Origin of the sequence: Escherichia sp. E1130 (assembly GCF_005781065.1) — a bacterium.
Classification (GTDB): domain Bacteria; phylum Pseudomonadota; class Gammaproteobacteria; order Enterobacterales; family Enterobacteriaceae; genus Escherichia.
In genome coordinates, this window is sequence record NZ_VATL01000003.1 from 1 (window position 1) to 23,502 (window position 23,502).

Annotated in this window: 18 protein-coding genes; 10 read left to right on the forward strand and 8 right to left on the reverse strand. The window is 52.7% G+C overall.

Translation table 11 applies throughout. The annotated features are described in order from the left end of the window. On the reverse strand, positions 1-1,387 hold a 1,387-nt coding region (locus FEK66_RS01580), incomplete at its 3' end, for an autotransporter outer membrane beta-barrel domain-containing protein (protein ID WP_240783238.1). A gap of 582 nt (positions 1,388-1,969) precedes the next feature. Between FEK66_RS01580 and yahO the strand changes: the two genes are divergently transcribed. Next, entirely contained in the window at positions 1,970-2,245 is a 276-nt protein-coding gene (gene yahO, locus FEK66_RS01585; protein WP_130206111.1) for a DUF1471 family periplasmic protein YahO, read from the forward strand. Positions 2,246-2,355: 110 nt separating this feature from the next. On the opposite strand, the gene prpR is transcribed toward yahO, so the two are convergent. After that, positions 2,356-3,942, reverse strand: a complete 1,587-nt coding sequence (gene prpR / locus FEK66_RS01590; protein ID WP_135494339.1) for a propionate catabolism operon regulatory protein PrpR — start codon at positions 3,940-3,942, stop codon at positions 2,356-2,358. Positions 3,943-4,180: 238 nt separating this feature from the next. Here prpR and prpB point away from each other — a divergent pair, with 238 nt between their 5' ends. The 6 genes from prpB to codA all read left to right on the forward strand — a co-directional run bounded on the left by prpB (position 4,181) and on the right by codA (position 12,463). After that, a complete protein-coding gene (gene prpB / locus FEK66_RS01595; RefSeq protein ID WP_000052185.1) occupies positions 4,181-5,071 on the forward strand; it encodes a methylisocitrate lyase in 891 nt (296 codons plus the stop codon). 44 nt (positions 5,072-5,115) lie between these two features. Further along, entirely contained in the window at positions 5,116-6,285 is a 1,170-nt protein-coding gene (gene prpC, locus FEK66_RS01600; RefSeq protein ID WP_130206117.1) for a 2-methylcitrate synthase, read from the forward strand. 33 nt (positions 6,286-6,318) lie between these two features. Continuing rightward, the gene (gene prpD / locus FEK66_RS01605; protein ID WP_135494337.1) at positions 6,319-7,770 is read left to right on the forward strand and encodes a 2-methylcitrate dehydratase; all 1,452 of its coding nucleotides are present in this window, start codon (positions 6,319-6,321) and stop codon (positions 7,768-7,770) included. 39 nt (positions 7,771-7,809) lie between these two features. Beyond that, on the forward strand, positions 7,810-9,696 hold the full coding sequence (prpE, locus tag FEK66_RS01610; protein WP_138211393.1) for a propionate--CoA ligase: 1,887 nt from the start codon (positions 7,810-7,812) through the stop codon (positions 9,694-9,696). Positions 9,697-9,930: 234 nt separating this feature from the next. Further along, entirely contained in the window at positions 9,931-11,190 is a 1,260-nt protein-coding gene (codB, locus tag FEK66_RS01615; RefSeq protein ID WP_000076236.1) for a cytosine permease, read from the forward strand. Further along, entirely contained in the window at positions 11,180-12,463 is a 1,284-nt protein-coding gene (gene codA / locus FEK66_RS01620) for a cytosine/isoguanine deaminase (RefSeq protein WP_135494335.1), read from the forward strand. The genes codB and codA overlap by 11 nt, the downstream gene beginning before the upstream one ends. Before the next feature lie 305 nt (positions 12,464-12,768). Here the strand turns inward: codA and cynR are convergent, their stop codons facing one another. After that, positions 12,769-13,668 carry a transcriptional regulator CynR gene (cynR, locus tag FEK66_RS01625; RefSeq protein ID WP_135492807.1) on the reverse strand — a complete coding sequence of 300 codons (900 nt, stop codon included), beginning with the start codon at positions 13,666-13,668 and terminating at the stop codon, positions 12,769-12,771. A 113-nt stretch (positions 13,669-13,781) separates the two neighbouring features. Between cynR and cynT the strand changes: the two genes are divergently transcribed. From cynT to cynX, 3 genes are read left to right on the forward strand one after another with little or no spacing between them, the layout of a single operon-like run. Next, on the forward strand, positions 13,782-14,441 hold the full coding sequence (gene cynT / locus FEK66_RS01630) for a carbonic anhydrase CynT (protein ID WP_130206123.1): 660 nt from the start codon (positions 13,782-13,784) through the stop codon (positions 14,439-14,441). Between the two features lie 30 nt (positions 14,442-14,471). Then, positions 14,472-14,942: a cyanase gene (cynS, locus tag FEK66_RS01635; RefSeq protein ID WP_130206125.1), complete on the forward strand. Its 471-nt coding sequence runs from the start codon at positions 14,472-14,474 to the stop codon at positions 14,940-14,942. A 5-nt stretch (positions 14,943-14,947) separates the two neighbouring features. Then, positions 14,948-16,129 carry a cyanate transporter CynX gene (gene cynX, locus FEK66_RS01640; protein WP_135494333.1) on the forward strand — a complete coding sequence of 394 codons (1,182 nt, stop codon included), beginning with the start codon at positions 14,948-14,950 and terminating at the stop codon, positions 16,127-16,129. Positions 16,130-16,231: 102 nt separating this feature from the next. Here the strand turns inward: cynX and lacA are convergent, their stop codons facing one another. The 5 genes from lacA to FEK66_RS01665 all read right to left on the reverse strand — a co-directional run bounded on the left by lacA (position 16,232) and on the right by FEK66_RS01665 (position 23,483). Further along, complete coding sequence (lacA, locus tag FEK66_RS01645; RefSeq protein WP_130260341.1) at positions 16,232-16,843, reverse strand: galactoside O-acetyltransferase; 612 nt, start codon at positions 16,841-16,843, stop codon at positions 16,232-16,234. A 65-nt stretch (positions 16,844-16,908) separates the two neighbouring features. Continuing rightward, on the reverse strand, positions 16,909-18,162 hold the full coding sequence (gene lacY / locus FEK66_RS01650; protein ID WP_130223311.1) for a lactose permease: 1,254 nt from the start codon (positions 18,160-18,162) through the stop codon (positions 16,909-16,911). 51 nt (positions 18,163-18,213) lie between these two features. After that, positions 18,214-21,288, reverse strand: a complete 3,075-nt coding sequence (gene lacZ / locus FEK66_RS01655) for a beta-galactosidase (RefSeq protein ID WP_135494331.1) — start codon at positions 21,286-21,288, stop codon at positions 18,214-18,216. A gap of 122 nt (positions 21,289-21,410) precedes the next feature. Next, positions 21,411-22,493 (reverse strand): DNA-binding transcriptional repressor LacI, encoded by a 1,083-nt coding sequence (lacI, locus tag FEK66_RS01660; RefSeq protein ID WP_135492481.1) that lies wholly within the window; start codon positions 22,491-22,493, stop codon positions 21,411-21,413. A 36-nt stretch (positions 22,494-22,529) separates the two neighbouring features. Further along, on the reverse strand, positions 22,530-23,483 hold the full coding sequence (locus FEK66_RS01665) for a GlxA family transcriptional regulator (protein WP_135494329.1): 954 nt from the start codon (positions 23,481-23,483) through the stop codon (positions 22,530-22,532). Positions 23,484-23,502: the final 19 nt, after the last annotated feature.

Sequence of the window (23,502 nt, forward strand, 5' to 3'; positions counted from 1 at the left end):
TTTTTATTCCTTCCAGAGTAGCCGCGCCCAGACCGCCCGCATTGTTGACCATGACGCGGGTACTACCGGAAGTATCACCTTTTACGATGAGCTTATCCGTTGCGGAATTATCATCGCCTAATACAGTATGCATGACTAACAGGCCATCATTGGCAGCATAGTTGCCGTTAATGGTCAGCGTGGTCGGCGTGAACTCGTGACCCTGTTCATACGAAGACAACGTTGCTGTTCCAGCCAGCGCCAGAGTATTTAATGTTTGCGAATAAGTGTTTAAATCGAGATGGCCTTCACTGTCGACGATATAATCGGAGTTTGGGCTGAAGGTATCAACCGTGCCAGCGCGCAGACTTCCGTTGCTAATATAAGTATTACCGGTATAGATATTCGAGCCGGATAATGTGGTTGTCCCGGAACCAACTTGGTTAACCTGGCCTTTACCGTCTATGTACGAGGTCAGAACAAAATCAGCGTTGGTGTGATTAAAGTTTAATATTGAAGTGGTTGACGCATTTGTCCCCCCTAAATAAATTCGGGGAGTATTAATTGAACCAGCAGGTTGCGCAGCCTCACCTTGCGCACCTCCAATATTTAATATTCCTGTTCCGTTAGAGGAGACACCAACCCAGATATATGAATTCGCATTGATTACACCATCGTTGCTGACAGTGAGAACTCCGGTAGTATCAGAAGTAGAAGATGTGTTATATCCGCCAAGAAGTATATTTGGGGCATTCACTGTTGAATTTTTATCGGCGACCTGAACTTCTCCATAACTACTCTGGTTAGCTGACAGAGAAGAATGGGCGTCAACATACCCAATATTCAGTTGAGTCAGGGAAGTGAGTGTACCGCCGTTAGTAACAGATACTTTCCCTGTTCCCTGATCGCCAACAATAGCAATGTTAGAGGTGACTGATGAGCTTTCCCCATCAATAACCAACGTCCCCCTGGCGTCACCATAAAACTCACCAACTCTTATTGATTGCAGGCCACTTATCTTACTACCTTCTAACACGTATAACGTACCGGAGCCTTCGTTAGTGCCTAAAAAAATATTGGAGGTAGGGGTGTCGAACTGCCAGTTGGTATGGTTTGTTAAAGTGATGGAGCCTTCAGCATTATTACCAATGCTGGCTGATGAAGTGGTAAGTGAAAGATGATCAATGAGTAATGAACCATTAGAGTCTTCACCTACTTTCAATGAGTTAAAATGCTCCCATCCGGGATCGTAGCCTTCTGACGCAATGAGTTTTATCTCTTCATTATTATTAATGATAACATTACTATCTGAATTTGTAGGTGGGGTAATAGCCAAGGATACTGGCGTAAATAATATGGTAGAAATGGCTATCGCCCGTGTCGATAAGCTTTTTTTTGCTGGTTTCATATCACTCACTTTTATCCTTAAAAATTAAATGGCAAGATGTTTTTTATTGCACTGTTTTCTTCCTGAAGCCTTGTCAGGCACAAACATGCAAGTTACTAAATAAGAATATATGTAATATTAGGTGTAATAAATTTATTAAAGTGTTAGTTGTTCATTGCATTGATTGGTTTTAGTGGTTTGTAAGTTGTGTTAATGCGGTTTTTTTTTATGTCGTTTAGAAAAAATACATCTAATAATCCTAAACTTTATGTAAGTGAAATAAAGAAAAAGTATGGAAATCACATCAATATATGGTTGGTGGTTTCTTGTTCAGAAAAGTAATGTGGTTCATGTGAATTTTATATTGGATTTTAGCGAATGAAGGAATTTGAGATTTTTATGAAAATTAATTTAAGGAACGCCTGCGATAATTGTAGTAAGTGTTATTAAACAACAGGGAGAATGTGGCTATCGTTGAGAAAAATACAAATATATTCTCTTTTCCTATAGATTTTTCCTAACCGCTGAACTACTTATTAATCAACCCTGATGATGACTGTTAGCTTCAGGGCATTGGCCAATCACACATTATGGAGTTCATCGATGAAAACTGGAACTAAGCTCTTAGTTGGTGCGTTAGCTTTTGTTGTCACGAATGTCTATGCCGCTGAATTGATGACCAAAGCGGAATTTGAAAAAGTTGAATCGCAATATGAAAAAATAGGTGATATTTCAACCAGTAATGAAATGTCGACCGCAGATGCAAAAGAAGATCTGATCAAAAAAGCGGATGAAAAAGGTGCGGATGTGTTGGTTCTGACCTCCGGTCAGACTGACAATAAGATCCACGGCACGGCAGATCTTTATAAGAAGAAGTAATTCTGAAGCTCATGTAAACAAACCCGATGCGCACGTCTATCGGTGAACGGAATATATTGAAATTCATGTTTTTGTCGGCCGGATAAGGCGTTAACGCCGCATCCGGCAATTTAATTTTTTAGCCGCCGCCAGAACGTCGTCCGGCTGATGCCTAAATAATTCGCTGCTGCTGTTTTATCACCATTAAATTTGTCCAGTGCCTGTAGTGGTGTCAGCAAGGGGGGGGCGATGACGTTACCCGATTTTTGTGTCAGCTCTGGCAATAATTGCTGCAAAAATTGCGGCGTTAAATCTGGCGTCGGTTCCACACTTAAAAACAGCGCCAGTCGCTCCATCATATTACGCAGTTCACGAATATTGCCCGGCCAGTCGTAGCGCAACAGCACAGTTTCGCTTGCCTGTAACCCCTGGCGTAATGCGGCAGAAAACGGGGCGGAGAGCGCTGCCAGAGACACTTTCAAAAAGCTCTCTGCCAGCGGCAGAATATCCGCCACTCGCTCACGCAGTGGCGGTAATTGCAGACGCAAAATACTCAGCCGATAAAACAGATCACGGCGAAACTGCCCTTGCTGCATATCTTCTTCCAGATTGCAGTGAGTGGCGCTAATGACCCGCACATCCACCGGAACAGGCTGATGCCCGCCAACGCGGGTGACCTCTTTTTCTTCCAGCACTCGTAACAGGCGAGTCTGCAATGGCAGAGGCATTTCGCCTATCTCATCCAGAAACAGCGTGCCGCCGTGGGCGATTTCAAACAGCCCGGCGCGTCCTCCGCGTCGCGAGCCGGTAAACGCCCCGTCTTCATAGCCAAACAGCTCCGCTTCCAGCAGCGATTCGGCAATCGCCCCGCAGTTGACGGCAACAAACGGATGCGACTTTTTGCCCTGTCGCGCATCGTGGCGGGCAAAATATTCCCGATGAATCGCCTGGGCCGCCAACTCTTTGCCCGTTCCCGTTTCCCCCTCAATCAACACCGCTGCACTGGAACGGGCATAAAGCAAAATAGTCTGCCGTACCTGTTCCATCTGTGGTGATTGACCGAGCATATCGCCCAGCACGTAACGAGTACGCAGGGCGTTACGGGTGGCATCGTGAGTGTTATGGCGTAACGACATGCGCGTCATATCCAGCGCATCGCTGAACGCCTGGCGCACGGTGGCGGCGGAATAGATAAAAATTCCGGTCATTCCGGCTTCTTCTGCCAGATCGGTAATCAGCCCTGCGCCGACCACCGCTTCGGTGCCGTTGGCTTTCAGCTCGTTAATCTGCCCGCGCGCATCTTCTTCGGTAATGTAGCTACGTTGGTCGAGGCGCAAATTAAAGGTTTTTTGAAACGCCACCAGCGCCGGAATAGTTTCCTGATAGGTGACAACGCCGATAGAAGAGGTGAGTTTTCCGGCTTTTGCCAGTGCCTGTAACACATCGTAGCCGCTCGGCTTAATCAGAATCACCGGCACTGACAGGCGGCTTTTCAGGTACGCGCCGTTAGAGCCAGCAGCGATGATGGCGTCGCAGCGTTCGCTAGCCAGTTTCTTGCGGATGTAGGTCACCGCTTTTTCAAAGCCAAGCTGGATAGGGGTAATGTTCGCCAGATGATCAAACTCGAGGCTGATATCGCGAAATAACTCGAACAGCCGCGTCACCGATACCGTCCAGATAACCGGTTTGTCGTCATTCAGCCGTGGTGGATGTGCCATAGCGCACCGCAAAGTTAAGAAACAGAGTATTGGGTTTAGTCTTGTTTCATAATTGTTGCAATGAAATGCAGTGAAACATTGTCTGAAACGTTAACTGAAACGCATATTTGCGGACTATTTCATGAGTTTATCTCTAACAAATTGAAATCAAACATTTAATTTTATTCAGGCAATTGTGGCACACCCCTTGCTTTGTCTTTATCAACGCAAATAACAAGTTGATAACAAAGGATGGGCTATGTCTCTACACTCTCCAGGTAAAGCGTTTCGCGCTGCACTAAGCAAAGAAACCCCGTTGCAAATTGTCGGCACCATTAACGCTAACCATGCGCTGCTGGCACAGCGTGCCGGGTATCAGGCGATTTATCTCTCCGGCGGTGGCGTGGCGGCAGGTTCACTGGGGCTGCCCGATCTCGGTATTTCTACCCTTGATGATGTGCTGACCGATATTCGTCGTATCACCGACGTTTGTTCGCTGCCGCTGCTGGTGGATGCGGATATCGGTTTTGGCTCTTCGGCTTTTAACGTCGCCCGCACTGTGAAATCGATGATTAAAGCCGGTGCGGCAGGATTGCATATTGAAGATCAGGTTGGCGCGAAACGCTGCGGTCATCGTCCGAACAAGGCGATCGTCTCGAAAGAGGAGATGGTGGATCGGATCCGCGCGGCGGTGGATGCGAAAACCGATCCTGATTTTGTGATCATGGCGCGCACCGATGCGCTGGCGGTTGAAGGACTGGATGCCGCGATCGAACGCGCGCAGGCCTATGTTGAAGCGGGTGCCGAGATGTTGTTCCCGGAGGCGATTACCGAACTCGCCATGTACCGCCAGTTTGCCGATGCGGTGCAGGTGCCGATCCTCGCCAACATTACCGAATTTGGCGCCACGCCGCTGTTTACTACCGATGAATTACGCAGCGCCCATGTTGCAATGGCGCTGTACCCACTTTCAGCGTTTCGCGCCATGAACCGCGCCGCTGAACATGTCTACAACGTCCTGCGTCAGGAAGGCACGCAGAAAAGCGTCATCGACACCATGCAGACCCGCAACGAGCTGTACGAAAGCATCAACTACTACCAGTACGAAGAGAAGCTCGACGACCTGTTTGCCCGTAACCAGGCGAAATAAAACACAACGAAAAATATCTCGACCCTACAAATGACGAGGACAACATGAGCGACACAACGATCCTGCAAAACAGTACCCATGTCATTAAACCGAAAAAATCTGTGGCACTTTCCGGCGTTCCGGCGGGCAATACGGCGCTCTGCACCGTGGGTAAAAGCGGCAACGACCTGCATTACCGTGGCTACGATATTCTTGATCTCGCGGAACATTGCGAATTTGAAGAAGTGGCGCATCTGCTGATCCACGGCAAACTGCCGACCCGTGACGAACTCGCCGCCTACAAAACGAAACTAAAAGCCCTGCGCGGTTTACCGGCTAACGTGCGTACCGTGCTGGAAGCCTTACCAGCGGCGTCGCACCCGATGGATGTCATGCGCACCGGCGTTTCCGCGCTCGGTTGCACGCTGCCAGAAAAAGAGGGGCACACCGTCTCTGGCGCGCGGGATATAGCCGACAAACTGTTGGCGTCGCTGAGCTCGATTCTTCTCTACTGGTATCACTACAGCCACAACGGCGAACGCATCCAGCCGGAAACCGATGACGACTCCATCGGCGGTCACTTCCTGCATCTGCTGCACGGCGAAAAGCCGTCGCAAAGCTGGGAAAAGGCGATGCAAATTTCGCTGGTGCTGTACGCCGAGCACGAGTTTAACGCCTCCACCTTTACCAGCCGGGTGATTGCGGGTACTGGCTCGGATATGTATTCCGCGATTATTGGCGCGATTGGCGCACTGCGTGGGCCGAAACACGGCGGGGCGAATGAAGTGTCGCTGGAGATCCAACAACGCTATGAAACGCCGGACGAAGCCGAAGCCGATATCCGCAAGCGGGTGGAAAACAAAGAAGTGGTCATTGGTTTCGGGCATCCGGTTTATACCATCGCCGACCCGCGTCATCAGGTGATCAAACGCGTGGCGAAGCAGCTCTCGCAGGAAGGCGGCTCGCTGAAGATGTACAACATCGCCGATCGCCTGGAAACGGTGATGTGGGAGACGAAAAAGATGTTCCCCAATCTCGACTGGTTCTCCGCTGTTTCCTACAACATGATGGGCGTTCCCACCGAGATGTTCACACCACTGTTTGTTATCGCCCGCGTCACCGGCTGGGCGGCGCACATTATCGAACAACGTCAGGACAACAAAATTATCCGTCCTTCCGCCAATTATGTTGGACCGGAAGACCGCCCGTTTGTCGCGCTGGATAAGCGCCAGTAAACCTCTACGAATAACAATAAGGAAACGTACCCAATGTCAGCTCAAATCAACAACATCCGCCCGGAATTTGATCGTGAAATCGTTGATATCGTCGATTACGTGATGAACTACGAAATCAGCTCCAGAGTGGCCTACGACACCGCTCATTACTGCCTGCTCGACACGCTCGGCTGCGGTCTTGAAGCCCTTGAATACCCGGCCTGCAAAAAACTGCTGGGGCCAATTGTCCCCGGCACCGTTGTACCTAACGGCGTGCGCGTCCCCGGAACTCAGTTTCAGCTCGACCCCGTCCAGGCGGCATTTAACATTGGCGCGATGATCCGCTGGCTCGATTTCAACGATACCTGGCTGGCGGCGGAGTGGGGCCATCCTTCCGACAACCTCGGCGGCATTCTGGCAACGGCAGACTGGCTTTCACGTAACGCAGTCGCCAGCGGCAAAGCCCCGTTAACCATGAAACAGGTGCTGACCGGAATGATTAAAGCCCATGAAATTCAGGGCTGCATTGCGCTGGAAAACTCCTTTAATCGCGTCGGTCTCGACCACGTTCTGTTAGTGAAAGTGGCTTCCACCGCCGTGGTTGCCGAAATGCTCGGCCTGACCCGCGAGGAAATTCTCAATGCCGTTTCGCTGGCGTGGGTAGATGGTCAGTCGCTGCGCACTTATCGCCATGCGCCGAACACCGGCACGCGTAAATCCTGGGCGGCGGGTGATGCCACTTCCCGTGCGGTACGTCTGGCACTGATGGCGAAAACGGGCGAAATGGGTTACCCGTCAGCCCTGACCGCGCCGGTGTGGGGTTTTTACGACGTCTCCTTTAAAGGCGAGTCGTTCCGCTTCCAGCGCCCGTACGGTTCTTACGTGATGGAAAATGTGCTGTTCAAAATCTCCTTCCCGGCGGAGTTCCACTCCCAGACGGCAGTTGAAGCAGCGATGACGCTCTATGAACAGATGCATGCCGCAGGCAAAACGGTGGCAGATATCGAAAAAGTGACCATTCGCACCCACGAAGCCTGTATTCGCATTATCGACAAAAAAGGGCCTCTCAATAACCCGGCGGATCGCGACCACTGCATTCAGTACATGGTGGCGATCCCGCTGCTATTCGGGCGCTTAACGGCGGCAGATTACGAGGACAACGTGGCACAAGATAAACGCATCGACGCTCTGCGCGAGAAGATCAATTGCTTTGAAGATCCGGCGTTTACCGCTGACTACCACGACCCGGAAAAACGCGCCATCGCCAATGCCATAACCCTTGAGTTCACTGACGGCACGCGCTTTGAAGAAGTGGTGGTGGAGTACCCAATTGGTCATGCGCGCCGCCGCCAGGACGGCATTCCGAAACTGGTCGATAAATTCAAAATCAATCTCGCGCGCCAGTTCCCGACTCGCCAACAGCAGCGCATTCTGGAGGTTTCTCTCGACAGAGCTCACCTCGAACAGATGCCGGTCAATGACTATCTCGACCTGTACGTCATTTAAGTAAACGGCGGTAAGGCGTAAGTTCAACAGGAGAGCATTATGTCTTTTAGCGAATTTTATCAGCGTTCGATTAACGAACCGGAGCAGTTCTGGGCCGAGCAGGCCCGGCGTATTGACTGGCAGACGCCCTTTACGCAAACGCTCGATCACAGCAATCCGCCGTTTGCCCGTTGGTTTTGTGAAGGCCGAACCAATTTGTGCCACAACGCCATCGATCGCTGGCTGGAGAAACAGCCAGAGGCGCTGGCATTGATTGCCGTCTCTTCGGAAACAGAAGAAGAGCGCACCTTTACCTTTCGCCAGCTGCATGACGAAGTAAACGCGGTGGCCTCAATGCTGCGCTCGCTGGGGGTGCAGCGTGGCGATCGGGTGCTGGTATATATGCCGATGATTGCCGAAGCGCATATTACCCTGCTGGCCTGTGCGCGCATTGGTGCTATTCACTCGGTGGTGTTTGGTGGATTTGCTTCGCACAGCGTGGCGGCGCGAATTGATGACGCTAAACCGGTGCTGATTGTCTCGGCTGATGCCGGGGCGCGCGGTGGCAAAATCATTCCCTATAAAAAATTGCTCGACGATGCGATAAGTCAGGCACAGCATCAGCCGCGCCACGTTTTGCTGGTGGATCGCGGGCTGGCGAAAATGCCGCGTGTTAGTGGGCGGGATGTCGATTTCGCGTCGTTGCGCCATCAACACATCGGCGCGCGGGTGCCGGTGGCGTGGCTGGAATCCAACGAAATCTCCTGCATTCTTTACACCTCCGGCACGACCGGCAAACCTAAAGGCGTGCAGCGTGACGTCGGCGGCTATGCGGTGGCGCTGGCGACCTCGATGGACACCATTTTTGGCGGCAAAGCGGGCGGCGTGTTCTTTTGCGCGTCGGATATCGGCTGGGTGGTTGGGCATTCGTATATCGTCTACGCGCCGCTGTTGGCGGGGATGGCGACCATTGTTTACGAAGGATTGCCGACCTGGCCGGACTGCGGTGTGTGGTGGAAAATCGTCGAGAAATATCAGGTTAGCCGCATGTTCTCAGCGCCGACCGCTATTCGCGTGCTGAAAAAATTCCCTACCGCCGAAATTCGCAAACACGATCTCTCGTCGCTGGAAGTGCTCTATCTGGCTGGAGAGCCGCTGGACGAGCCGACCGCCAGTTGGGTGAGCAATACGCTGGATGTGCCGGTCATCGACAACTACTGGCAGACCGAATCCGGCTGGCCGATTATGGCGATTGCTCGCGGTCTGGATGACAGGCCGACGCGTTTAGGAAGCCCTGGTGTGCCGATGTATGGCTACAACGTACAGTTGCTTAATGAAGTCACCGGCGAACCGTGCGGCGTCAATGAGAAAGGGATGCTGGTGGTGGAAGGGCCGCTGCCGCCGGGCTGTATTCAAACCATCTGGGGCGACGACGACCGCTTTGTGAAGACTTACTGGTCGTTGTTTTCCCGCTCGGTGTACGCCACCTTTGACTGGGGCATCCGCGATGCTGACGGTTATCACTTTATTCTCGGGCGCACTGATGACGTGATTAACGTTGCCGGGCATCGGCTGGGTACGCGCGAGATTGAAGAGAGTATCTCCAGTCATCCGGGCGTTGCCGAAGTGGCGGTGGTTGGGGTGAAAGATGCGCTGAAAGGGCAGGTAGCGGTGGCGTTTGTCATTCCGAAAGAGAGCGACAGTCTGGATGACCGCGAGGTGGCGCACTCGCAAGAGAAGGCGATTATGGCGCTGGTGGACAGCCAGATTGGCAACTTTGGCCGCCCGGCGCACGTCTGGTTTGTCTCGCAATTGCCGAAAACGCGATCCGGAAAAATGCTGCGCCGCACGATCCAGGCGATTTGCGAAGGACGCGATCCTGGGGATCTGACGACCATTGATGATCCTGCGTCGTTGGATCAGATCCGCCAGGCGATGGAAGAGTAAGTTATTGTCGGATGCGTCGCGTGGCGCATCCGACACCGTGCACCGATGCCTGATGCGGCGCTGACGCGTCTTATCATGCCTACCCACTGTTTTTACACAGATAAGTTTTCCCCCACCTTTTCGCACTCATTCATATAAAAAATATATTTCCCCACGAAAACGATTGCTTTTTATCTTCAGATGAATAGAATGCGGCGGATTTTTTGGGTTTCAAACAGCAAACGGAGGAATTTCGTGTCGCAAGATAACAACTTTAGCCAGGGGCCAGTCCCGCAGTCGGCGCGGAAAGGGGTATTGGCATTGACGTTCGTCATGCTGGGATTAACCTTCTTTTCCGCCAGTATGTGGACCGGCGGCACTCTCGGAACCGGTCTTAGCTATCATGATTTCTTCCTCGCAGTCCTCATCGGTAATCTTCTCCTCGGTATTTACACTTCATTTCTTGGTTACATTGGCGCAAAAACCGGCCTGACCACTCATCTTCTTGCTCGTTTCTCGTTTGGTGTTAAAGGCTCATGGCTGCCTTCACTGCTGCTGGGAGGCACCCAGGTTGGCTGGTTTGGCGTTGGCGTGGCGATGTTTGCCATTCCGGTGGGCAAGGCAACCGGGCTGGATATTAATTTGCTGATTGCCGTCTCCGGTTTACTGATGACCGTCACCGTCTTCTTTGGCATTTCGGCGCTGACGGTTCTTTCGGTGATTGCGGTTCCGGCTATCGCCTGCCTTGGCGGTTATTCCGTGTGGCTGGCCGTTAACGGCATGGGTGGCCTGGACGCCTTAAAAGCGGTCGTTCCCGCACAACCATTAGATTTCAATGTCGCGCTGGCGCTGGTTGTGGGGTCATTTATCAGTGCGGGTACGCTCACCGCCGACTTTGTCCGGTTTGGTCGCAATGCCAAACTGGCGGTGCTGGTGGCGATGGTGGCCTTTTTCCTCGGCAACTCGTTGATGTTTATTTTCGGTGCAGCGGGCGCTGCGGCACTGGGGATGGCGGATATCTCTGATGTGATGATTGCTCAGGGACTGCTGCTGCCCGCGATTGTGGTACTGGGGCTGAATATCTGGACCACCAACGATAACGCGCTCTATGCGTCGGGTTTAGGTTTCGCCAACATTACCGGGATGTCGAGCAAAACCCTTTCGGTAATCAACGGTATTATCGGTACGGTCTGCGCATTATGGCTGTATAACAATTTTGTCGGCTGGTTGACCTTCCTTTCGGCAGCTATTCCTCCGGTAGGTGGCGTGATCATCGCCGACTATCTGATGAACCGTCGCCGCTATGAGCACTTTGCGACCACGCGTATGATGAGTGTCAATTGGGTGGCGATTCTGGCGGTCGCGCTGGGGATTGCCGCAGGCCACTGGTTACCGGGAATTGTTCCGGTCAACGCGGTATTAGGTGGCGCGCTGAGCTATCTGATCCTTAACCCGATTTTGAATCGTAAAACGACAGCAGCAATGACGCATGTGGAGGTTAACAGTGTCGAATAACGCTTTACAAACAATTATTAACGCCCGGTTACCAGGCAAAGAGGGGCTGTGGCAGATTCATCTGCAGGACGGAAAAATCAGCGCCATTGATGCGCAATCCGGCGTGATGCCCATAACTGAAAACAGCCTGGATGCCGAACAAGGTTTAGTTATACCGCCGTTTGTGGAGCCGCATATTCACCTGGACACCACGCAAACCGCCGGACAACCGAACTGGAATCAGTCCGGCACGCTGTTTGAAGGCATTGAACGCTGGGCCGAGCGCAAAGCGTTATTAACCCATGACGATGTGAAACAACGCGCCTGGCAAACGCTGAAATGGCAGATTGCCAACGGTATTCAGCATGTGCGTACCCATGTCGATGTTTCGGATGCAACGCTAACTGCGCTGAAAGCAATGCTGGAAGTGAAGCAGGAAGTCGCGCCGTGGATTGATCTGCAAATTGTCGCCTTCCCTCAGGAAGGGATTTTGTCGTATCCCAACGGTGAAGCGTTGCTGGAAGAGGCGTTACGCTTAGGGGCAGACGTTGTTGGGGCGATTCCGCATTTTGAATTTACCCGTGAATACGGCGTGGAGTCGCTGCATAAAACCTTCGCCCTGGCGCAAAAATACGACCGTCTCATCGACGTTCACTGTGACGAGATTGATGACGAACAGTCGCGCTTTGTCGAAACCGTTGCCGCCCTGGCGCACCGTGAAGGCATGGGCGCGCGAGTCACTGCCAGTCACACCACGGCAATGCACTCCTATAACGGGGCGTATACCTCACGCCTGTTCCGCTTGCTGAAAATGTCCGGTATTAACTTTGTCGCCAACCCGCTGGTCAATATTCATCTGCAAGGGCGTTTCGATACGTATCCAAAACGTCGCGGCATCACGCGCGTTAAAGAGATGCTGGAGTCCGGCATTAACGTCTGCTTTGGTCACGATGATGTCTTCGATCCGTGGTATCCGCTGGGAACGGCGAATATGCTGCAAGTGCTGCATATGGGGCTGCATGTTTGTCAGTTGATGGGCTACGGGCAAATTAACGATGGCCTGAATTTGATCACCCACCACAGCGCCAGGACGTTGAATTTGCAGGATTACGGCATTGCCGCCGGAAACAGCGCCAACCTGGTTATCCTGCCGGCTGAAAATGGGTTTGACGCGCTGCGCCGTCAGGTTCCGGTACGTTATTCGGTACGTGGCGGTAAAGTGATCGCCAGTACACAACCGGCACAAACCACCGTGTATCTGGAGCAGCCAGAAGCCATCGATTACAAACGATAATCGACTGGGTTACAGCGAGCGTAGTTTATGCCGGATGCGGCGTGAACGCCTTGCACTGAACTCGTAGGCCTGATAAGCGTAGCGCATCAGGCAATTCCAGCCGCTGACCTGTGTCAGCGGCTACCGTGATTCATTCCCGCCAACATCCGCGCATTCTTCCAACGCCATGTGCAAAAATGCCTTCGCGGCGGCTGTCTGCCAGCTGTAGTTTATGCCCGGATGCGGCGTGAACGCCTTGCACTGAACTCGTAGGCCTGATAAGCGTAGCGCATCAGGCAATTCCAGCCGCTGACCTGTGTCAGTGGCTACCGTGATTCATTCCCGCCAACATCCGCGTATTCTTCCAACGCCATGTGCAAAAATGCCTTCACGGCGGCTGTCTGCCAGCTATTTTTCCGCCGCAACAAAACCGCCGTTCTCTCCAGTAGTGGCGGGGCAAGAGAAATCGCTTTAAGCCCATCATGTTGTGTGGCAATCGCCGCAGGCAGCAAGGTGGAAAGAGAAGTGCGGCGAATCAGCTCCAGAACCGCGCTAATTGAGTTCGCCTCTATCACCACCTGTGGATGCAGCCCCGCTTTCTCGCAGTAGTGGTCAATTTGCTCTCTGGTGGCAAATTCCGCGCTGAGCAGCACCAGTTTTTCATCATGCAAGCGACTCAATGCCACCTGTTCCTGGTCAGCCAGCGGATGATGTTTCGCCACCACCAACGCTAAACTTTCTGTCAGTAAAGGAATTGCCTCCAGCTCCGGCGAATGCACAGGCGCGAAGGCAATCCCAACGTCCAGCTCGTCGCGACAAAGCATATCTTCGATTTTCTCCTGCGACATTTCCTGTAGCTGGAGCGTGATGCCGGGGTAGCGCGCATAGAAATCCGCCATTAAGGGGCCGATAAAGTAGCTCGTAAAGGTGGGGGTGACGGCGATACGCAGCGATCCTCGCGTCAGATCGGCAACATCATGAATCGCCCGTTTACCCGCCCCCAGTTCCTGTAACGCCCGGCTGGCGTACTGTCGCCAGACTTCCCCCGCATCAGTGAGACGAATCGTTCGCCCGCTACGGTCAAACAGCGGCACGCCTAAACTCTCCTCTAACTGGCGAATCTGCTGGGAAAGCGCAGGCTGGGAGACGTGCAACGCACTGGCGGCACGGGTGAAGCTGCCATGTTCAGCCACGGCAAGAAAGTAATTGATATGTCGAGAGAGCATTCGCCAACCTATAAGTAAATCCAATAGAACTCATCATAAATGAGTCTTTTACCTTATGACAATCGGCGAGTAGTCTGCCTCTCATTCCAGAGACAGACAGACAGAGGTTAACGGTGAAAGAGATTATTGATGGATTCCTTAAATTCCAGCGCGAGGCATTTCCTGAGCGGGAAGCCTTGTTTAAACAGCTGGCGACACAGCAAAGCCCGCGCACACTTTTTATCTCATGCTCCGATAGCCGTCTGGTCCCTGAGCTGGTGACGCAACGTGAGCCTGGCGATCTGTTCGTTATTCGCAATGCGGGCAATATCGTCCCTTCCTACGGGCCGGAACCCGGTGGCGTTTCTGCTTCGGTGGAGTATGCCGTCGCTGCGCTTCGGGTATCTGACATTGTGATTTGTGGTCATTCCAACTGTGGGGCGATGACTGCCATTGCCAGCTGTCAGTGCATGGACCATATGCCTGCCGTCTCCCACTGGCTGCGTTATGCCGATTCAGCCCGCGTCGTTAATGAGGCGCGCCCGCATCCCGATTTACCGTCAAAAGCTGCCGCGATGGTACGTGAAAACGTCATTGCTCAGTTGGCTAATTTGCAAACTCATCCATCGGTGCGCCTGGCGCTCGAAGAGGGGCGGATCGCCCTGCACGGCTGGGTCTACGACATTGAAAGCGGCAGCATCGCAGCTTTTGACGGCGCAACCCGCCAGTTTGTGCCACTGGCAGCTAATCCTCGCGTTTGTGCCATACCGCTACGCCAGCCGACCGCAGCGTAACCTTATTTTTAAACCATCAGGAGATCCACCATGATTCAGTCGCAAATTAACCGCAATATTCGTCTTGATCTTGCCGATGCCATTTTGCTCAGCAAAGCTAAAAAAGATCTCTCATTTGCCGAGATTGCCGATGGTACCGGTCTGGCAGAAGCCTTCGTAACCGCGGCTTTGCTGGGTCAGCAGGCGCTTCCTGCCGACGCCGCCCGCCTGGTCGGGGCGAAACTGGATCTCGACGAAGACGCCATTCTGTTATTACAAACTGTGCCACTGCGTGGCTGCATTGATGACCGTATTCCAACCGACCCAACGATGTATCGTTTCTATGAAATGTTGCAGGTGTACGGCACAACCCTGAAAGCGTTGGTTCATGAGAAGTTTGGCGATGGCATTATCAGCGCGATTAACTTCAAACTCGACGTTAAGAAAGTGGCGGACCCGGAAGGTGGCGAACGTGCGGTCATCACCTTAGATGGTAAATATCTGCCGACCAAACCGTTCTGACAGTCATGCGCGACCATCAAAAGACGTTCACGATGCTGCTGGTTCTGGTGCTGATTGGTCTTAATATGCGACCACTGCTCACCTCCGTCGGGCCACTGCTACCGCAATTGCGCCAGGCGAGCGGAATGAGCTTTAGCGTGGCTGCCCTGTTGACCGCTCTGCCGGTGGTCACCATGGGCGGGCTGGCACTGGCCGGAAGCTGGCTTCATCAGCGTGTCAGCGAACGTCGCAGCGTCGCCATCAGTTTGTTGCTGATTGCCGTCGGTGCATTGATGCGTGAGCTTTACCCCCAAAGTGCGCTGCTGCTTAGCAGCGCACTGCTTGGTGGGGTGGGGATCGGTATCATTCAGGCGGTGATGCCTTCGGTGATTAAACGGCGGTTTCAGCAGCACACGCCACTGGTGATGGGGCTGTGGTCCGCGGCTCTGATGGGCGGCGGTGGACTTGGTGCTGCCCTGACGCCCTGGTTAGTTCAACATAGCGAAACCTGGTATCAAACACTCGCCTGGTGGGCGCTGCCTGCCGTTGTTGCGCTCTTTGCCTGGTGGCGGCAAAGCGCCCGCGAAGTCGCCTCTTCTCACAAGACAACAACCACTCCGGTTCGCGTGGTATTCACTCCCCGCGCGTGGACGCTGGGCCTTTACTTCGGTCTGATTAACGGTGGTTACGCTAGCCTGATTGCCTGGTTACCCGCTTTCTATATTGAGATTGGTGCCAGCGCGCAGTACAGCGGTTCCTTGCTGGCGTTGATGACGCTTGGGCAAGCCGCAGGAGCATTGCTAATGCCTGCTATGGCTCGCCATCAGGACCGACGCAAACTGTTAATGCTGGCGCTGGTGTTACAACTGGTGGGTTTCTGCGGCTTTATCTGGCTGCCGCTGCAATTGCCGGTATTGTGGGCGATGGTGTGTGGTTTAGGTCTGGGCGGCGCGTTTCCGCTCTGTTTGCTGCTGGCGCTCGACCACTCTGTGCAACCGACTATTGCTGGCAAGCTGGTGGCGTTTATGCAGGGGATTGGTTTTGTCATTGCCGGGCTTGCCCCCTGGTTTTCTGGCGTGCTGCGTAGTATCAGCGGCAATTACCTGATGGACTGGGCGTTTCATGCGCTATGCGTCGTTGGGCTGATGATCATAACCCTGCGCTTTGCACCAGCACGTTTTCCGCAGCTGTGGGTCAAGGAGGCATGATGAGACGCTTGTTCCTGCGCTTTGTTCATGCCGGATACGGCCTACGTAGATCACTGAATTTGTAGGCCTGATAAGCGAAGCGCATCAGGCAATTTTTATAATTTAAAGTGACGATTCAACTTTGTAATCTTTGTAATAATATTGCTTATCCCGGTCGTTTATTTCGCGAATAACCCGACAAGGAACGCCAGCAGCCACGACATTTGGTGGAATGTCTTTTGTGACGACACTACCCGCGCCAATAACAGAATTATCCCCGATGGTGACGCCTGGATTAATGACCACATGACTCCCGATCCAGACATTATTGCCAATCGTTATCGGAAAAGAGTACATCTCTCCGTTTTTTCTCAATTCATGGTGTACAGGGTGTCCCGTAACGGAAAGAGTAACGTTGGGTGCAATCAGTACGTTATCACCGATTGTTACCGTGTAGTCATCGACAATGGTTAAATTGAAATTTGCGTAAAAATTGCGGCCTATATGGATGTTGGAACCATAAGAAAAATAGACGGGAGGTTCTACCCAGGCGTTTTCTCCTACCGTGGCAAACATTTCTTTAATCAGGCTTTCCCTTTTTTCAACTTCTGATGGATGCGAGTGATTAAACTCATACATTAACGTTTTCCCACGAAGTCTTTTTTCAGGTAAGCCTTCGCACATATCGGTAAATAGCTTGCCTGCTTTTATTCTTTCGGTCATTGGCATGTTCATTTTGATCATTCCGTCCTGATATGTTGGTCGGATAAGGCGCTCGCGCCCCATCCGACATTAATTGCTTAAGCGACTTCATTCACCTGGCGACGCAGTAGAGAAAGCGGGCCGGGGCCGCTAAGTGTGAACACGGAAATCAAGGTGAAGCCCAGCGCCACCAGACCCAGCACCAGATAAGCACCCTGGAAACCGATGCTTTCATACATATTGCCCGCCAGTACAGACATAAAAATCATCGCCAGCTGCTTAAAGAAGCAGAAACAGACCAGATAAATCGTCGCTGAAAAACGCACTTCAAACTGGCTGGTAATATATTTAAAGCAGCCCACCAGCAGGAACGGTACTTCAAACATATGCAGCGTTTTCAGAATAACCACTTCCAGCGCTGAGGTGGCGAACGATGAGCCAATAATGCGTACAGACATAATAGTGCCAGCCAGCAGCAGGGCGTTTTTCCCGCCGATGCGATTAATAATCAGCGGCGCAAAGAACATAATCGAGGCGTTAAGTAATTCGCCCATTGTCGTTACGTAGCCAAATACCCGCGTACCCTGTTCACTGGAGGTAAAAAACGAAGTAAAGAAATTAGCAAACTGTTGGTCAAAAACATCGTAGGTACAGGAAACGCCAATAACATACAGCGACAAAAACCACAGTTTGGGCTGTCTGAACAATTCCAGTGCCAGCTTAAGGCTAAAAGCCGAATGGTTGGCGCCTACGGCATTGGCAACCGTGGCGGAAGAAGGGGCATCCGTTCTGGCAAAAAAGAGCAAAACGGCGAGGATGAGCGCACAGCCAGAACCCAGCCAGAAAACAAACTGGTTATTGATGGTGAACATGATGCCGACAATCGAGGCACACAGCGCCCAGCCAACACAGCCAAACATCCGCGCACGACCAAATTCGAAATTACTGCGACGGCTGACTTTCTCGATAAATGCCTCTACTGCTGGCGCACCGGCGTTAAAACAAAAGCCAAGATAAATGCCACCAACAATCGAGCCTACTAGAATGTTGTATTGTAACAGTGGCCCGAAGATAAAAATAAAGAACGGCGCAAACATCACTAACATGCCGGTAATAATCCATAGCAGGTATTTGCGCAGCCCGAGTTTGTCAGAAAGCAGACCAAACAGTGGTTGAAATAACAGGGAGAACAGAGAAATAGCGGCAAAAATTATTCCGGTATCACTTTTGCTGATATGGTTGATGTCATGTAGCCAAATCGGGAAAAACGGGAAATAGGCACCCATGATAAAAAAGTAAAAGAAAAAGAATAAGCCGAACATCCAAAAGTTTGTGTTTTTTAAATAGAACATAATGGATTTCCTTACGCTAAATACGGGCAGGCATAGCCTGCCCGGTTATTATTATTTTTGGCACCAGATCAACTGGTAATGATAGCGACCTGCGCTCAGTTGAAATTCTGCCGACACTGACGGGCTCCAGGAGTCGTCGCCACCAATCCCCATATGGAAACCGTCGATATTCAGCCAGGTACCTTCTTCCGCGTGCAGCAGATGGCGATGACTGGTTGCCATCAGTTGTTGTTGGCTGTAGCGGCTGATATTGAACTGGAAGTCGCCGCGCCACTGGTGTGGGCCATAATTCAATTCGCGCGTCCCGCAGCGCAGACCGTTTTCGCTCGGGAAAACGTACGGGGTATACATGTCTGACAATGGCAGATCCCAGCGGTCAAAACAGGCTGCAGTAAGGCGGTCGGGATAGTTTTCTTGCGGCCCTAATCCGAGCCAGTTTACCCGCTCTGCTACCTGCGCCAGCTGGCAGGTCAGGCCAATCCGCGCCGGATGCGGCGTATCGCTCGCCACTTCAACATCCACACTGATGACCATCTCACCGTGTCCATCAATCCGGTAAGTTTTCCGGCTGATAAATAAGGTTTTCCCCTGATGCTGCCACGCGTGGGCGGTCGTAATCAGCACCGCGTCGGCAAGTGTATCTGCCGAGCACTGCAACAACGCCGCTTCGGCCTGGTAATGGCCCGCCGCCTTCCAGCGTTCGACCCAGGCGTTCGGATCAATACGCGTTGCTTCACTTACGCCAATGTCGTTATCCAGCGGCGCACGGGTGAACTGATCGCGCAGCGGCGTCAGCAGTTGTTTTTCATCGCCAATCCACATCTGTGAAAGAAAGCCTGACTGGCGGTTAAATTGCCAACGCTTATTACCCAGCTCGATGCAAAAATCCGCTTCGCTGGTGGTCAGTTGCGGGATGGCGTGGGACGTGGGAGGGAGCGTCACGCTGAGGTTTTCCGCCAGTCGCCATTGTTGCCAGGCGCTGATGTGTCCGGCTTCTGACCATGCGGTCGCGTTCGGTTGCACTACGCGTACCGTGAGCCAGAGTTGCCCGGCGCTCTCCGGCTGCGGTAGTTCAGGCAGTTCAATCAACTGTTTACCTTGTGGGGCGACATCCAGAGGCACTTCACCGCTTGCCAGCGGCTTGCCATCCAGTGCCACCGACCAGTGCAGGAGCTCGTTATCGCTATGACGGAACAGGTATTCGCTGGTCACTTCGATGGTTCGCCCGGATAAACGGAACTGGAAAAACTGCTGCTGGTGTTTTGCTTCCGTCAGCGTCGGATGCGGCGTGCGGTCGGCAAAGACCAGACCGTTCATACAGAACTGGCGATCGTTTGGCGTATCGCCAAAATCACCGCCGTAAGCCGACCACGGGTTTCCGTTTTCATCATATTTAATCAGCGACTGATCCACCCAGTCCCAGACAAAGCCGCCCTGTAAACGGGGGTACTGACGAAATGCCTGCCAGTATTTAGCGAAGCCGCCAAGACTGTTACCCATCGCGTGGGCGTATTCGCAAAGGATCAGCGGGCGCGTCTCTCCAGGCAGTGAAAGCCATTTTTTGATGGACCATTTCGGCACAGCCGGGAAGGGCTGGTCTTCATCCACGCGCGCGTACATCGGGCAAATAATATCGGTGGCCATGGTGTCGGCTCCGCCGCCTTCATACTGTACCGGGCGGGAAGGATCGACAGATTTGATCCAGCGATACAGCGCGTCGTGATTAGCGCCGTGGCCTGATTCATTCCCCAGCGACCAGATGATTACGCTCGGGTGATTACGATCGCGCTGCACCATCCGCGTTACGCGTTCGCTCATCGCAGGTAACCAGCGCGGATCATCCGTCAGTCGATTCATCGGCACCATGCCGTGGGTTTCAATATTGGCTTCATCCACCACATACAGGCCATAGCGGTCGCACAGCGTGTACCACAGCGGATGGTTCGGATAATGCGAACAGCGCACGGCGTTAAAGTTGTTCTGCTTCATCAGCTGGATATCCTGCACCATCGTCTGCTCATCCATGACCTGACCATGCAGAGGATGATGCTCGTGACGGTTAACGCCGCGAATCAGCAACGGCTTGCCGTTCAGCAGCAGCAGGCCATTTTCAATCCGCACCTCGCGGAAACCGACATCGCAGGCTTCTGCGTCAATCAGCGTGCCGTCGGCGGTGTGCAGTTCAACCACCGCACGATAGAGATTCGGGATTTCGGCGCTCCACAGCGCCGGGTTTTCGACGTTCAGACGTAGCGTGACGCGATCGCTATAACCACCACGTTCATCGATAATTTCGCCGCCGAAAGGTGCGGTGCCGCTGGCGACCTGCGTTTCACCCTGCCATAAAGAAACTGTTATCCGCAGCTCATCGCGCAGTTCGCCGTACATCTGAACTTCTGCCTCCAGTACAGCGCGGCTGAAATCATCATTAAAGTGAGTGGCAACATGGAAATCGCTGATTTGCGTGGTTGGTTTGTGCAGCAACGAGACGTCACGGAAAATGCCGCTCATTCGCCACATATCCTGATCTTCCAGATAGCTACCGTCACTCCAGCGCAGCACCATCACCGCGAGGCGGTTTTCTCCGGCGCGTAAAAATTCGCTCAGGTCAAACTCAGACGGCAAACGACTGTCCTGGCCGTAACCGACCCAGCGCCCGTTGCACCACAGATGAAACGCCGAGTTAACGCCATCAAAAATAATTCGCGTCTGGCCTTCCTGTAGCCAGCTTTCATCAACATTAAATGTGAGCGAGTAACAGCCTGTCGGATTTTCTGCGGGAACAAATGGCGGATTGACCGCAATGGGATAGGTCACGTTGGTGTAGATGGGCGCGTCGTAACCGTGCATCTGCCAGTTTGAGGGGACGACGACAGTATCGGCGTCAGGAAGATCGCTCTCGAGCCAGCTTTCCGGCACCGCTTCTGGTGCCGGAAACCAGGCAAATTGCCACTCACCATTCAGGCTGCGCAACTGTCGGGAAGGGCGATCGGCGCGGGCTTCTTCGCTATTACGCCAGCTGGCGAAAGGGGGATGCGCCGCAAGGCGATTAAGTTGGGTAACGCCAGGGTTTTCCCAGTCACGACGTTGTAATACGACGGCCAGTGAATCCGTAATCATGGTCATAGCTGTATCCTGTGTGAAATTGTTATCCGCTCACAATTTCACACAACATACGAGCCTGACGCATAGAGTGTAAAGCCTGGGGGGCCTAATGAGTGAGCTGACTCACATTAATTGCGTTGCGCTCACTGTCCGCTTTCCAGACGGGAAATTTGCCTTGCCAGCTGCATTAATGAATCGGCCAACGCGCGGGGAGAGGCGGTTTGCGTATTGGGTGGCAGGGTGGTTTTTCTTTTCACCAGTGAGACGGGCAGTAGCTGATTTCCCTTCACCGCCTGCCCCTGAGAGAGTTGCAGCAAGCGGTCTACGCTGGTTTGCCCCAGCAGACGAAAATCCTGTTTGATGGTGGTTAACGGCGGGATATAACACGAGCTGTCCTCGGTATCGTCGTATCCCACTACCGAGATATCCGCGCCGACGCGCAGCCCGAACTCGGTAATGGCGCGCATTGCGCCCAACGCCATCTGATCGTTGGCAACCAGTATCGCGGTGGGAATAACGCCCTCATTCAGCATCTGCATGGTTTGTTGAAAACCGGACATGGCGCTCCAGTCGCCTTCCAGTTCCGCTATTGGCTGAATTTGATGGTGTTTGAGATATTTGTGCCAGCCCGCCAGACGCAGACGCGCGGAGACAGAACTTAATGGGCCTGCTAACAGCGCGATTTGCTGGTGACCTAATGCGACCAGATGATCCACGCCAAGCCGCGTACCGTCTTCATGGGAAAAAATAATACTGTTGATGGGGGCCTGGTCAGAGACATCGAGGAATAACGCTGGCACGTTACCACAGGCGGCTTCCACCGCAATGGCATCTTGTTCATCCAGCGGATAGTTGATGATCAGACCGCTAACGCGTTGCGCGAGAAGGTTGTGTACCGCCGCTTTACAGGCATCGACGCCGCTTCGTTCTACCATCGACACCACCACGCTGGCACCCAGTTGGTCAGCGCGAGATTTTATCGCCGCGACAATTTGTGACGGCGCGTGCAGGGCCAGGCTGGAGGTAGCAACGCCAATCAGCAACGACTGTTTGCCCGCCAGTTGTTGTGCCACGCGGTTGGGAATGTAATTCAGCTCCGCCATTGCCGCTTCCACTTTTTCCCGCGTTTTCGCAGAAACGTGGCTGGCCTGATTTACCACGCGGGAAACGGTCTGATAAGAGACACCGGCATACTCTGCGACATCGTATAGCGTTACTGGTTTCACATTCACCACCCTGAATTCACTTTCTTCCGGGCGCTATCATGCCATACCACGGAAGGTTTTTCGCCATTCGGCGGGGCTGACGCCGAAGTGAGATTTAAAATGCTGACGCCAGGTCACAGGTGAGAGAAAACCCACCTCAGCCGCTATCCTCTCAACGGGCAACTGACTGGTTTCCAACAGTTCCTGGCTACGGCGTAAGCGTTCAGTGATGAGCCATTCGGCGATACTCGAACCGGTCGCTTTCATAAAATGACGGGTTAGCGTGCGGCGACTCATCATTACTCGCTGCGCCAGCGAGTCGAGATCATGCTGTTGCGCAATGTTTTGCCGCAGGTAATCCAGCAGGAGGTTAATGCGTTCATCATGGGTATTTTTCGGCACCGGTTGCTCTATAAACTGCGCCTGACCGCCGGTGCGATATGGCGGTACGACCATCCGTCGGGCAATATGGTTAGCATAGTCGCTGCCAAAATGTTGCCGAACAATATACAAACAGCAATCCAGCGCCGCGGCAGTACCGGCAGAGGTAATAATACCGTCATCGTCTACATACAACGCGTTAATATCCAGATATGTTTGTGGAAAACGTGCCTGAAATTCACGCTCGAACTCCCAGTGCGTGGCAGCACGCTTATTGTTCAGTAAACCTGCATAGCCGAGCACAAACGTGCCCAGGCAAAGCCCGACAATCTGTGCGCCGTTATCCCGTGCGGTCGTTAAGGCTTTCAGCAGCTTTTGTGGCGGTTTTTGTGTAATTGTTCCCCAGTAAGGAATTATCACAATATCCGCCTGGATGACTGCGGTATAGTCATGGGTGGCAGTTACGGAAAACCCATCGGCAGAGTCCACGTTTCCCAGATTTTCAGCGCAGATAATTACGTGAAAGCGTTTTTTCTCCGCCATTTTTTCGCTAAACACGATAAACGGTACGGAAAGGTGAAAAGGGCTAAAACCGGCAACGGCGATAATGGCAACAGTTAGCGGGCGCATAACACTCTTTATCTCCGAA